Raw genomic sequence first — 13340 nt, 5'->3', positions numbered from 1 at the left:
ATTAAGCCTTGGCAATAGGGACAAGACCATTTTTTAACATCAATTTTTAGCATCAACAAGAAGATTGCTTAATTTGTATAAGATAGGTTGACTTCACCTAGAGTTAGGTAAAAAATAACAAGACAATACCCACAATAGCAATTATCACCCCAGCGAGCGATCGCCAACTCACCTTTTCTCCCAGACATAAAACAATAGGAATAACAAATATAGGGCTAGTCTCCAACAAAGTAGAAGCAATTCCCGCAGTTGTCAATTTAATTGCTGTTTGCTGTAGCCAAATACCCAAATAAGTACCACAAACAGCGGCCAAGCAAGCGGTGAAAATGATTCGCGGTGATACCTTTGAACTCGGGGAGACTTGCGCCCCAGCTCGCGACAGCCAAGCCAAGAGAATCACCTGAGCAGCACCTAAGCGCAATAAAGCCGCCCATAAAGAGGGTATATCACCAAGAGTAAAAGCTAGGCGAGAGATAACTGTAGCAATGCTGCTAGCTATGGCGGCTAATAAACCTAAACCTACACCCCGCCATAGGTGAGTAGGGGAATCATTGCTGCTGTGGGGAACTCGTTCTGTGACTACCCAAGCGACTCCTAAAACAGTCAGAAAAATCCCACACCAAGCGGTAATTTTTAAAGTTTCCCCCAGTCCAATCATGGACACAATAGCCGTGAGGGGAGGGGAAAGGGTACTCATCAGTAAAACCCGGCGAGGTCCTAAATAATTGATCGCCCCTAAAAAAGCAGTATCACCCCAACTAATACCAATTACCCCACTCAAGCACAGAAGAAAAATCGGCAAAGGGGTAGAGGTGGGTAAGGACTCACCAGTTAGTAAAATAGTGAGAATCAGCAGGGTAATGGCTACTATCCCCTTGAGGAAATTTAGTCGCAGTGGCGGAATATGATTTCCCACAACGCCATATAACACCGAAGCCACAGCCCACAAAGCAGCAGCAGTTAAAGCCGCTAGTTCACCCCCGGCGTTTATTAACAAATTATTAAAAATATACTTTCCCCCTTAAATAATCCGCCAACTTCTTTAATAATACAATAAAGAACCAAAAACATTCTAGCACTCTAACGAAGAGAGTGCTAATTTTCCCAGGTAATTCTTGTTAGAAGATAGAGAATAAAAGCCTCTTTTATAGATAGCTGTAGATGCTTCTAAGCAGGAATTAATTAACAGGTAAAAACCTGACCACACAAGTAATTAAATATTGGGAGGAGTAGAATGAAATACACATTTGATATTGTCGGGGTATCTCCTATTTGGCAATTCTTTAACCATCAACAACAAACTATTCACCAACCAGTCAGTCAAGGGGTAGAATATCTCAGCACCCATAAATGTACATTGGATGCCTTATTAGAATCTGTGGAACCTTTACCAATCAAATGGGGGTGGAATACTGAACAAGTCAAAGAAACTGTGGTCAGGTTCTGGGTTAACAATGCCGAAAGTATTCGTTATTGGCAAGCTCGTTTACTGGATGCCGGTCATGAGAATATACTGGTTGCTAGACTCGCAGAGATCCGTTCTTTACAGGCGGAATTTGAATCTTTGCTGAGAAAATAATGCCAGGTGGGGGTGGGTCTATGTCCCCTCTGGGTAAATCCCCATGTGTACTACCTAATCTCTCGAATATTGTTCATGACCCGTTGATATAACTCATTATTATTTTGTTGTTGGAAAAGAGAGGCGGCTTGTTGCAGGTCTTGCAAGGCGCCTTGTCTGTCTCCCTCAGCAGCACGCGCATTACCTCGATTATTGTAAGCAGGCGCAAAGGAGGAATTGAGGCGAATAGCTTGATTATAATCCCCAATAGCCCCTTGTCTGTCTCCCAGGGCAGCACGGGCATTACCTCGATTGTTGTAAGCCATTGCAGAGCGAGAATCTATGGTAATGGCTTGGTTAAAGTCATCTATCGCGCCGTTATTATCCCCTTGAGCAGCGCGAGCATTTCCCCGATTATTATAGGCTTCAGCATAGCGGGGTGATAGGCGAATGGCTTCGTTGTAGTCGGCGATCGCCCGTTGGTAGTCTCCTAGGGAAGCTAGGCCATTTCCTCGATAATTGTAGGCTTCCGCATCGTCAGGAGCAAGATTAATGGCTTGATTGTAGTCGGCGATCGCCCTTTGCTTGTCTCCCAGATCAAAGTAAGCCTGTCCCCGGCTCTTATATGCTTGAGCATAGTCTGGATCTTGCTCAATCACTTGGTTATAAATAGCGATCGCCTCTTGTAGGTCACCTTTGAGGTGGCGATTTTTCCCCTGAATATAAAGATTACCCGCCGGTGATGTTTGCACCATCCGACTGTTGGGAGCCTTCAGACCTATTTCCGTTATCAATACATCTTGACTGCTGTTACAAGCAATATTAGTAATTCCACTTAATAGAGTCACCACAGCTATAGTCAGTTTTCTTTTAACCTTTAGGTGTTCTCCCAGGAACAGTCGCATTTTCATAAGTTAACTAAAACCTTTAACCGGAATGACAATTAGGACGAGATTTACTGGTTGTTTTCATAGACAATTGCCTGTGTGTTGTGAGATCATCCCATAGTTTGGGTAGTCCAGAAATAACCACACAAACCATAGGCAATACTACAATCTTCTTGACAGCCCTAAACCCTGAAGGAAAATCTGTCGCTACAAGACCTGTTGACTAAACCTGATTAACTAATAGGTTGTAGACTTAATTAATATTCACGTGCTAGATTAAACATCTAGCATAAACGTACTTATCCGGAATAATTTATCTAATTGTTATATAATTGTTATATAAATATTCTAAACAGGTAAATTGATTTTTTATGTCTGTCCTGATACTGGATCTAGATTTTTTTATGGCAATGGTAAGTTAATTAAATCTTTAATTAATATTTCACTAGATTCAAATTAATAGTAACACAAGTTACATATTATATCCTCCCGGATGTGTACTGCCAAAATTGCATTACTATTGATACCAAGCCCTTGATTTCGGTCATTGGGTAGATGGTTAGCCCTGGGGGTGAATAGTAATATAGCTGTCAAGGTGTGGTGCTAGAGGGCGAGGTTTATTAGAGGTCTTTAATGAACAGTCCTTCCTTTGTTAGTGCTTCTAGTCCCCGGTTAGCAGCAGATGCAGCTGATTACAGTAGTATCCCATCTTTACCGGCGCTGTGGTCAATAGCGGCTGAAAAGTTTAGTCAGATCATCGCTGTACATGACCCCCACTCCCGGCCAGATGTGAGTTTGACCTATGCTCAATTGTGGGAGCAAATTCAACAGTTCGCCGCTGGTTTACAATCCCTAGGTGTATCAGTCAAAACAAAGGTGGGCTTATTTTCGGAAAATCATCTGCGGTGGTTGATTGCCGACCAAGGTATTATGGCCGCAGGTGCAGTAAATGCTGTGCGCAGTTCCCAAGCATCGGCAGATGAATTACTATATATTCTGGATAATAGCGGAGCCACTGCTTTGGTGGTAGAAAATCAGGCTACTCTCGAGAAGCTCATTCACCAAATAGATAATTTACCGATTCAATTAGTAATTTTACTGTCAGATGAGGAAGTTGCAGCGGGGTTACAGGTGCGGAATTTTTCCCAGGTAATGGAAATTGGCCGTAATCAGACTTTCTCCCCAGTTGCACAAACCCGGAATAGTTTAGCAACTTTGGTGTATACTTCTGGAACTACCGGTAAGCCTAAAGCTACAATGCTCAGTCACGGGAATTTGTTACACCAAGTGACTAGTTTAGCTACAGTGATGCAGTTACAACCAGGCGATCGCCTTTTGAGTATTTTACCCACTTGGCATATTTATGAACGAGTGATTGAGTATTTTGTTTTCTCTCAAGGTTGCACTCTCATTTATACAAGTCTGCGTTATTTTAAATCAGACCTCAAAGCCCAAAAACCTCATTACTTTGTTTGTGTACCGCGGCTATTAGAATCTATTCATGATCAAGTACATAAACAGTTTCGCCGGGAGTCTGCAAACAAACAGGGTTTAATTTACTCTTTGTTAGCTATGAGCGATCGCTATATTCAAGCTCGGCGAACTGTGGAGAGATTAACTTTAGAATACCCTTCCATGGCACAACGGCAACAGGCGAGAATCCACACCGCCATGCTTTGGCCTGTACATACACTAGCGGATAGATTGATTTACAAACAAGTCCGTCAACAAATTAGTCCAGAATTGAAACAGATTATTTGTGGAGGTGGTAGTCTGAACCTGAATTTAGAAACATTCTATGAAATTATCGGTTTAGAAGTGCTGGTAGGTTATGGGTTAACCGAAACATGCGCAGTTTTAACAGCTAGGCGACCTGAACATAATTTACGGGGTTCCGTGGGGATACCAATTCCCGGTACAGAAATTTGGATTGTAGACCCCCAAACCCGCAAAACCTTACCCCGGGGTGAAAAAGGCCTAGTTCTGGCCCGTGGACCACAGATTACACAGGGTTACTATCATAATTCAGCAGCTACAAATCAGGCAATTGATCCCAAGGGTTGGTTTAATACTGAAGATTTAGGTTTTCTCACTTCCCAGCAGGATTTAGTATTAACTGGGCGAGAAAAAGATACTATTGTTCTGAGTAATGGTGAGAATGTAGAACCAGAACCCATTGAAAATTTATGTCTGCGCAGTCCTTATATAGATCAGATTGTTGTGGTTGGTCAAGATAGGCGATCGCTCGGAGCGTTGATTGTTCCCAACTGGGATCACCTCCAGGACTGGGGCCAGGAGCATGGTTTACAACTCCAAACCCCGGAATCAACCGCACCTGAGGAGGAGAGCATTAACTTAAATAACCAACCTGTACAAAAGTTATTTCGCCAAGAGCTAGATCGGGAACTTCGCCATCAGTGTCAATCTCATCCTCATGAGCGTATTGTTCCTTTTCGCTTAATTTCCCAGCCGTTTTCACCAGAAAATGGAATGTTAACTCAAACTCTCAAAATTAAGCGCCATGTTGTCATGGAACATTACGGAGATTTAATTGAGGAAATGTTTTCCTGATGACTATATCAACAACCCATTTACTCATTCATCTATCTATTTAGTGATACTTGAGCAATTTTAATTTACTATTTGTGATCTTGACAACCCTCCTGAGTTTATCTATATATATCTCTGTCAATTTCACCATAAAATACCAGGAAACTAACTAATTTATTTTGATATAATAGTGAGATTTTATGAATAATTCTCTAATAGGATGTTTGGAAAGTATTAAACAGGTAATTTTTATATTAGGGAACAGGGAACAGGGAACAGGGAGCAGGAAGCACCGAAGCACCGAAGCAGGGAATGGGGGACACTCCGAAACAATAAAATCCAGTCCCCTCCCCTTACAAGGACAAGACAAGGTGGACAAGGTGGACAAGGTGACAAGGGAGAAAAACAGTACAAAGTCTGTATTTTTAGTAAGAAAAATAGCCCCTTAAAAGACCATTGTCCGTATAAAATCTTCCTTGTCCACTTTCCTTCCTTGTCTTCCTAGTCTTGCCTTCACAGATCATATTAAAAACCTACCCTTGCAAGGAGAGGGTGGGGTCAAGCAATAGTTGATACACTAATCATGACTTATCAAACATCCTCTTACACAGGAATAGTCAATTAGCCCAACCAGCCCAAAGTTTACTTATTAAGTGACAAATCTGGAGTATGATCAACCATGGTTAAGTATTCATTGCGAGTGCCATCTAAACGGTAGTGATCGCAAATTTGACAGAGTTTTACAATATCTAGTTTACGAAAGGATTTTTGATTATCAATTTTGTTGTCATTGCGCCACCGCCAAAAAGTTGTTCTATCAATGCGCCGATTTCTTTCAGGCCATCTTCGCTGGGATAAAAACTCGATTAATTCCTCCTCATCAACAACATAATCTTCTGGTAACTTCATCAATTTTGCTTTTAATTCCATGAGGGGTATAAGTGGATCTAAATTCGATAGTTTCATCCCAACACACTCTAAGGGTTTGATGTTAGTCCAATGATGTGGAAAGCATTATGCACTAAAGTTTTAACGGGTTGCATTGTACTGTAACACCATAATTTGAATAGCCATGGACAACCTCAAGTGATTTCATAAATAAATATATATATATTTATTTATTATATATTGGTATTTTTCTTGATTGTCCAACTCCTGGGCTAGTTCCATACTAAGGATTTATATTATTTCTGTACAGAGAATAAACTAATTAATCTGCAAGTTCAACCCATATGCAACAAGTTGACTATTAAGTATTGGTGAAGATATAAATAGGAGCAGTTAGAGGATGTTTAGTAAGTTATGATTACTGTATCAAATATTGTTTCACCCCACCCTAACCCTCCCCTTGTAAGAGGAGGGGACTGGATTGAATGAATTAAATGGGGTAAAGATGTGATGAAAATTACACATGAAAACTTATCAAACAACCTCTTAGAGGATGTTTTAAAAGGTATGATTAGTGTACCAACTATTGTTTCACCCCACCCTAACCCTCCCCTTGTAAGGGGAGGGAACTGGATTTTATTGTTTTTTGTGCGTTCCCCATTCCCCATTCCCCATTCCCCATTCCCTATTCCCTATCCCCCATTCCCTGCTCCCTCCTCCCTATTCCCTATTCCCTGTTCCCTGTTCCCTGTTCCCTGTTCCCTAATATAAAAATTACCTGTTTAATACTTTCCAAACATCCTCTAAGTGTGAGTCCTTGGCTTCTGGGTAGTTCGTTGTTTAAAATGAGATTTTAATGTTTACTAACCATGGTGTCTCCTCAACCCATTAACCCCGAACCGGGACAAGAATCTGTTTGGGACTATCCCCGTCCTCCTCGTCTAGAAGACACAAACAAACATATTCAAGTCGTTTTTAATGATATCGTCATTGTGGACACCCACAGCGCCAAGCGGGTATTAGAAACTAGTCATCCCCCTACTTACTATATCCCCCCAGGGGATATCAAAATAGAATACCTAATACTGATGCCAAAATCTAGTTTTTGTGAGTGGAAAGGTATCGCTAATTACTATACTATCCGCGTAGGTGATAAACAAGCACATAATGCAGCTTGGTTCTACCCCAACCCTACACCTAATTTTACATCTATTAAGCACTGTGTAGCATTCTATGCCCATCTCATGGATGCTTGCTATGTGGATGGGGAAAGAGTACAACCACAACCAGGTAATTTTTACGGTGGTTGGGTGACCCATGATATTGTGGGGCCTTTTAAGGGTAGTCCGGGTACTTGGGGATGGTGAATCAACCTGACCCTCATCCTCCCCTGATCAAGGGGAGGGGACTAAAATAGCTAAAATAACTCAAATAAAACTATTACAGTAAATATTGTGCTGCTTCTAATTTCAGTTTATCTCCCTCTAATAACACTTGGTCTATATAATTTTTTATCTCCATATAAGGTTGTCTTAAGATGATTTTCTCTGACTGAATGACTCTCCTGGTGTTTTGTCGTACTTGACCAGCAAACTTACGTTGACCAAATAAATCTAGTCCTAATGAGATCATACTGTCTGGGAGTGCTTGGGTAGCTTGTTGGTTAATTTCTTTAATGGCTAAGTTAAGCTCTTTTTTAATAGCTCTTAATTGTTTCTGGATAAAGTTAATATTCTTGACTTGTAACTTGACTGATGGGGGATTATCTAGGGTTAAGGTCATTTGTTGCTGCAATTGAGCAATTTGTAATTGGGTTTTTTGTAAGTTCATGGCTATTACCCCTCATCTTGAGATGTTGATCACTCCAACCTCTAGAAGGTATCTAGGGGCTGGGGTGATAACTAATACCAAAATCTGCTATGAGGTTATTCAATCATCTTAAAAAAACCATTGTCATCTATCTTTAGATAGATATTTAGATGCAATCACTGCTTAGTTTGTTCTTGGTTTTTTTAACGCCAAGGTTCGCAAAGGGTGTTTAAAGATGGTCTAAAATTTATGTTACATTCATCACAGTTATTTGCTGCTACCAAACAATGAACTATCCAGACTTTACACCACAGGGTTATGAAGTAATCAGGGAATTGGGACGCAACCGGGAAGGGGGGAGAATTGCTTGGTTAGCATCACAGTTACAGACAGGTCAACAGGTAGTAATTAAACAGTTCTGTTTTGCTCAGACTGGTTCTAGTTGGTCAGCATATAAGGAACATGAGCGGGAAATTCAAGTATTAAAGGGACTGAAACACCCCGGTATTCCCGAATATTTGGGCGCATTTGCAACAGATGACGGCTTCTGTTTAGTTCAAGAGTATAAAAACGCCCAGAGTTTAGCAGTCCAGCGCAGTTTTGACCCGCAGGAAATAAAACACATAGCAGTTAAAGTTTTAGAAATATTAGTATATTTACAAAATCGCATACCTCCGGTAATTCATCGAGATGTTAAACCGGAAAATATCTTAGTAGATGACCAATTGAATGTGTATCTGATTGACTTTGGCATGAGTCGCATTGGTAGTCAAGAGGTGGCGGCTAGTAGTGTGTTTCAAGGTACACCGGGTTTTATCCCCCCGGAGCAATTACGTAAACCAACGGAGGGTTCTGATTTATATGGTTTAGGTGCTACCTTGATTTGTTTACTCACCGGGAAAAAGTCAACGCAGATACAAGATTTGACAGATGAGGATGACCCCTATGTAATTCATTTCCGTAATTTATTACCCCGGTTAAGTCCCCGGTTTCTGGGTTGGTTGGAGTTGATGGTTAAACCACGGCTCAAAGAACGGTTTGCAGATGCTCAAACAGCTTTGGAAGGGTTGAAACCCTTGGATGTGGTGCGTGTACCAGAAGTGAAGTTGAGTACATCGGTGATCGAGTTGACAGCTACTCGCATCGGGGAAAGGTTAAAACAACCGATAGAAGTGGTTAACACCATGTCGGAGACTTTGTTAGAGGGGAAATGGGAAGTTGCACCCCATCCCCAAGACCCGCCCCATACTCCCGACTCTCACGGTTGGATTGTGGTATCACCGAGGGAGTTTAAGAATAATCAGATTAACTGTGATGTCTGGGTAGATACTAGCAAGTTAATGGCGGACAAGTTCTATGAGCGTCAGTTGTGGTTACGGAGTAATGCTGATGTGGAGGTTCACAGTTTAACTGTGCGGGTAAAAACAGCGCCTTTACCTATTGAACGGCGATCGGTTCCTTATCTGGGGTTGGTGAGTTCGTTGTTGAGTTTTGCTGGGTTAAGTTATGCAGGTTATGTATTTGTTTCTCAGATTGAGGCTGGGTTTTGGGCTGAGATTGGGGCTGGGATTGTGGCTGGAATTGCGGCTGTGATTGCGACTCTGATTTACGCTGTAGTTCGGGCTGAGATTTGGTCTGGGATTGGGGCTGGTGGGATTGGGAGTATGTTTGGGGCTTGGATTGGGGCTTGGATGGGGGGTTTGATTGGGGCTGGGATTGTGGCTGTGATTGTGGCTGTGATTCGGGCTGGGATTGAGCCTGTGATTAAATTTGGCGGTGAGAAGTTGGGACTATTCACCGCCGGATTAGGAATCACCGGCGGTATTGCTCTTGCAGTGGGAACGCTTCACCCCTATATTTTGTTAGCCCTATTAGCTACGGGGTTACCCTTTGCAACTATGGTGCTTTATCCATTCATTCAACGCCGCAAGTTAATTGCTCAATATCGCCGGTCTGAGGAGCATTTGATTAAACCCTAGGTTTTTGATGTGGTTTTTTTAACGCCAAGGTTCCCCCAAGGTGTTTAAAGATGGTTTAAAATTTATGTTACATTCATCACAGTTATTTGCTGCTACCAAACAATGAACTATCCAGACTTTACACCACAGGGTTATGAAGTAATCAGGGAATTGGGACGCAACCGGGAAGGGGGGAGAATTGCTTGGTTAGCATCACAGTTACAGACAGGTCAACAGGTAGTAATTAAACAGTTCTGTTTTGCTCAGACTGGTTCTAGTTGGTCAGCATATAAGGAACATGAGCGGGAAATTCAAGTATTAAAGGGACTGAAACACCCCGGTATTCCCGAATATTTGGGCGCATTTGCAACAGATGACGGCTTCTGTTTAGTTCAAGAGTATAAAAACGCCCAGAGTTTAGCAGTCCAGCGCAGTTTTGACCCGCAGGAAATAAAACACATAGCAGTTAAAGTTTTAGAAATATTAGTATATTTACAAAATCGCATACCTCCGGTAATTCATCGAGATGTTAAACCGGAAAATATCTTAGTAGATGACCAATTGAATGTGTATCTGATTGACTTTGGCATGAGTCGCATTGGTAGTCAAGAGGTGGCGGCTAGTAGTGTGTTTCAAGGTACACCGGGTTTTATCCCCCCGGAGCAATTACGTAAACCAACGGAGGGTTCTGATTTATATGGTTTAGGTGCTACCTTGATTTGTTTACTCACCGGGAAAAAGTCAACGCAGATACAAGATTTGACAGATGAGGATGACCCCTATGTAATTCATTTCCGTAATTTATTACCCCGGTTAAGTCCCCGGTTTCTGGGTTGGTTGGAGTTGATGGTTAAACCACGGCTCAAAGAACGGTTTGCAGATGCTCAAACAGCTTTGGAAGGGTTGAAACCCTTGGATGTGGTGCGTGTACCAGAAGTGAAGTTGAGTACATCGGTGATCGAGTTGACAGCTACTCGCATCGGGGAAAGGTTAAAACAACCGATAGAAGTGGTTAACACCATGTCGGAGACTTTGTTAGAGGGGAAATGGGAAGTTGCACCCCATCCCCAAGACCCGCCCCATACCCCCGACTCTCACGGTTGGATTGTGGTATCACCGAGGGAGTTTAAGAATAATCAGATTAACTGTGATGTCTGGGTAGATACTAGCAAGTTAATGGCGGACAAGTTCTATGAGCGTCAGTTGTGGTTACGGAGTAATGCTGATGTGGAGGTTCACAGTTTAACTGTGCGGGTAAAAACAGCGCCTTTACCTATTGAACGGCGATCGGTTCCTTATCTGGGGTTGGTGAGTTCGTTGTTGAGTTTTGCTGGGTTAAGTTATGCAGGTTATGTATTTGTTTCTCAGATTGAGGCTGGGTTTTGGGCTGAGATTGGGGCTGGGATTGTGGCTGGAATTGCGGCTGTGATTGCGACTCTGATTTACGCTGTAGTTCGGGCTGAGATTTGGTCTGGGATTGGGGCTGGTGGGATTGGGAGTATGTTTGGGGCTTGGATTGGGGCTTGGATGGGGGGTTTGATTGGGGCTGGGATTGTGGCTGTGATTGTGGCTGTGATTCGGGCTGGGATTGAGCCTGTGATTAAATTTGGCGGTGAGAAGTTGGGACTATTCACCGCCGGATTAGGAATCACCGGCGGTATTGCTCTTGCAGTGGGAACGCTTCACCCCTATATTTTGTTAGCCCTATTAGCTACGGGGTTACCCTTTGCAACTATGGTGCTTTATCCATTCATTCAACGCCGCAAGTTAATTGCTCAATATCGCCGGTCTGAGGAGCATTTGATTAAACCCTAGGTTTTTGATGTGGTTTTTTTAACGCCAAGGTTCCCCCAAGGTGTTTAAAGATGGTTTAAAATTTATGTTACATTCATCACAGTTATTTGCTGCTACCAAACAATGAACTATCCAGACTTTACACCACAGGGTTATGAAGTAATCAGGGAATTGGGACGCAACCGGGAAGGGGGGAGAATTGCTTGGTTAGCATCACAGTTACAGACAGGTCAACAGGTAGTAATTAAACAGTTCTGTTTTGCTCAGACTGGTTCTAGTTGGTCAGCATATAAGGAACATGAGCGGGAAATTCAAGTATTAAAGGGACTGAAACACCCCGGTATTCCCGAATATTTGGGCGCATTTGCAACAGATGACGGCTTCTGTTTAGTTCAAGAGTATAAAAACGCCCAGAGTTTAGCAGTCCAGCGCAGTTTTGACCCGCAGGAAATAAAACACATAGCAGTTAAAGTTTTAGAAATATTAGTATATTTACAAAATCGCATACCTCCGGTAATTCATCGAGATGTTAAACCGGAAAATATCTTAGTAGATGACCAATTGAATGTGTATCTGATTGACTTTGGCATGAGTCGCATTGGTAGTCAAGAGGTGGCGGCTAGTAGTGTGTTTCAAGGTACACCGGGTTTTATCCCCCCGGAGCAATTACGTAAACCCACGGAGGGTTCTGATTTATATGGTTTAGGTGCTACCTTGATTTGTTTACTCACCGGGAAAAAGTCAACGCAGATACAAGATTTGACAGATGAGGATGACCCCTATGTAATTCATTTCCGTAATTTATTACCCCGGTTAAGTCCCCGGTTTCTGGGTTGGTTGGAGTTGATGGTTAAACCACGGCTCAAAGAACGGTTTGCAGATGCTCAAACAGCTTTGGAAGGGTTGAAACCCTTGGATGTGGTGCGTGTACCAGAAGTGAAGTTGAGTACATCGGTGTTGGAGTTGACAGCTACTCGCATTGGGGAAAGGTTAAAACAACCGATAGAAGTGGTTAACACCATGTCGGAGACTTTGTTAGAGGGGAAATGGGAAGTTGCACCCCATCCCCAAGACCCGCCCCATACTCCCGACTCTCACAGTTGGATTGTGGTATCACCGAGGGAGTTTAAGAAGAATCAGATTAACTGTGATGTCTGGGTAGATACTAGTAAGTTAATGGAGGACAAGTTCTATGAGCGTCAGTTATGGTTACGGAGTAATGCTGATGTGGAGGTTCACAGTTTAACTGTGCGGGTAAAAACAGCGCCTTTACCTATTGAACGGCGATCGGTTCCTTATCTGGGGTTGGTGGGTTCGTTGTTAAGTTTTGCTGGGTTAGGTTATGCAGGTTATCTATTTGTTCCTCAGATTGTGGCTGGGTTTGATGCTGGGAATGAGGCTTTGATTGCGGCTGGGATTGCGGTTGGGATTGGGGCTGGGATTGCGGCTGGGATTGGGGCTATGATTGAGCCTGTGATTGGAGATTGGATTGGGGCTGGGATTGGCGCTGGGATTGGGATTGGGATTGGGTTTGGGATTGGGGCTATGATTGAGCCTGTGATTGGAGATTGGATTGTAGCTGGGATTGGGGCTGGGATTGCGGCTGTGATTGGGATTGTGATTGGGGCTGTGATTGGGCTTGTGATTGGGGCTATGATTGAGCCTGTGATTAAATTTGGCGGTAAGAAGTTGGGACTATTCACCGCCGGATTAGGAATCAGCAGCGGTATTGCTCTTGCACTGGGAACGCTTCACCCCTATATCTTGTTAGCTCTACTAGCTACGGGGTTACCCTTTGCAACTATGCTGCTTTATCCACCCATTCAACGCCGCAAGTTAATTGCTCAATATCGCCGGTCTGAGGAGCATTTGATTAAACCCTAGGTTTTTGATGTG

The 13340-nt window shown here is 42.8% G+C and carries 10 protein-coding genes; 6 read left to right on the top strand and 4 right to left on the bottom strand.

The features are described from left to right. Positions 1-103: 103 nt before the first annotated feature. Complete coding sequence (locus tag IM676_RS05120) at positions 104-991, bottom strand: DMT family transporter (protein WP_200990087.1); 888 nt, start codon at positions 989-991, stop codon at positions 104-106. A gap of 243 nt (positions 992-1234) precedes the next feature. Here IM676_RS05120 and IM676_RS05115 point away from each other — a divergent pair, with 243 nt between their 5' ends. Beyond that, positions 1235-1579: a hypothetical protein gene (locus tag IM676_RS05115; RefSeq protein ID WP_200989220.1), complete on the top strand. Its 345-nt coding sequence runs from the start codon at positions 1235-1237 to the stop codon at positions 1577-1579. Between the two features lie 50 nt (positions 1580-1629). Here IM676_RS05115 and IM676_RS05110 read toward each other — a convergent pair whose 3' ends face one another. After that, positions 1630-2469 (bottom strand): tetratricopeptide repeat protein, encoded by an 840-nt coding sequence (locus IM676_RS05110; RefSeq protein WP_200989219.1) that lies wholly within the window; start codon positions 2467-2469, stop codon positions 1630-1632. Positions 2470-3078: 609 nt separating this feature from the next. Here IM676_RS05110 and IM676_RS05105 point away from each other — a divergent pair. Beyond that, positions 3079-5016, top strand: coding sequence for an AMP-dependent synthetase/ligase (locus tag IM676_RS05105; protein ID WP_200989218.1), 1938 nt, complete (start codon positions 3079-3081; stop codon positions 5014-5016). Positions 5017-5637: 621 nt separating this feature from the next. Here the strand turns inward: IM676_RS05105 and IM676_RS05100 are convergent. Next, positions 5638-5961 (bottom strand): hypothetical protein, encoded by a 324-nt coding sequence (locus IM676_RS05100; RefSeq protein WP_200989217.1) that lies wholly within the window; start codon positions 5959-5961, stop codon positions 5638-5640. 791 nt (positions 5962-6752) lie between these two features. On the opposite strand from IM676_RS05100, the gene IM676_RS05095 reads away from it, so the two are divergent. Continuing rightward, entirely contained in the window at positions 6753-7250 is a 498-nt protein-coding gene (locus tag IM676_RS05095) for a DUF427 domain-containing protein (protein ID WP_200989216.1), read from the top strand. Between the two features lie 73 nt (positions 7251-7323). Here IM676_RS05095 and IM676_RS05090 read toward each other — a convergent pair whose 3' ends face one another. Continuing rightward, complete coding sequence (locus IM676_RS05090) at positions 7324-7713, bottom strand: hypothetical protein (RefSeq protein ID WP_200989215.1); 390 nt, start codon at positions 7711-7713, stop codon at positions 7324-7326. 266 nt (positions 7714-7979) lie between these two features. On the opposite strand from IM676_RS05090, the gene IM676_RS05085 reads away from it, so the two are divergent. From IM676_RS05085 to IM676_RS19995, 3 genes are all read left to right on the top strand, one after another. Continuing rightward, positions 7980-9671, top strand: coding sequence for a serine/threonine protein kinase (locus IM676_RS05085; RefSeq protein WP_200989214.1), 1692 nt, complete (start codon positions 7980-7982; stop codon positions 9669-9671). Positions 9672-9773: 102 nt separating this feature from the next. Then, on the top strand, positions 9774-11465 hold the full coding sequence (locus IM676_RS05080; RefSeq protein WP_200989214.1) for a serine/threonine protein kinase: 1692 nt from the start codon (positions 9774-9776) through the stop codon (positions 11463-11465). 102 nt (positions 11466-11567) lie between these two features. Beyond that, positions 11568-13328 (top strand): protein kinase domain-containing protein, encoded by a 1761-nt coding sequence (locus tag IM676_RS19995; protein WP_200989213.1) that lies wholly within the window; start codon positions 11568-11570, stop codon positions 13326-13328. Positions 13329-13340 lie beyond the last annotated feature (12 nt).

The sequence above is a fragment of the Anabaenopsis elenkinii CCIBt3563 genome (assembly GCF_015245355.1).
GTDB lineage: Bacteria > Cyanobacteriota > Cyanobacteriia > Cyanobacteriales > Nostocaceae > Anabaenopsis > Anabaenopsis elenkinii.
Note: the sequence above shows the minus strand (reverse complement) of the source record. Positions and strands in the feature narration are given on the sequence as shown.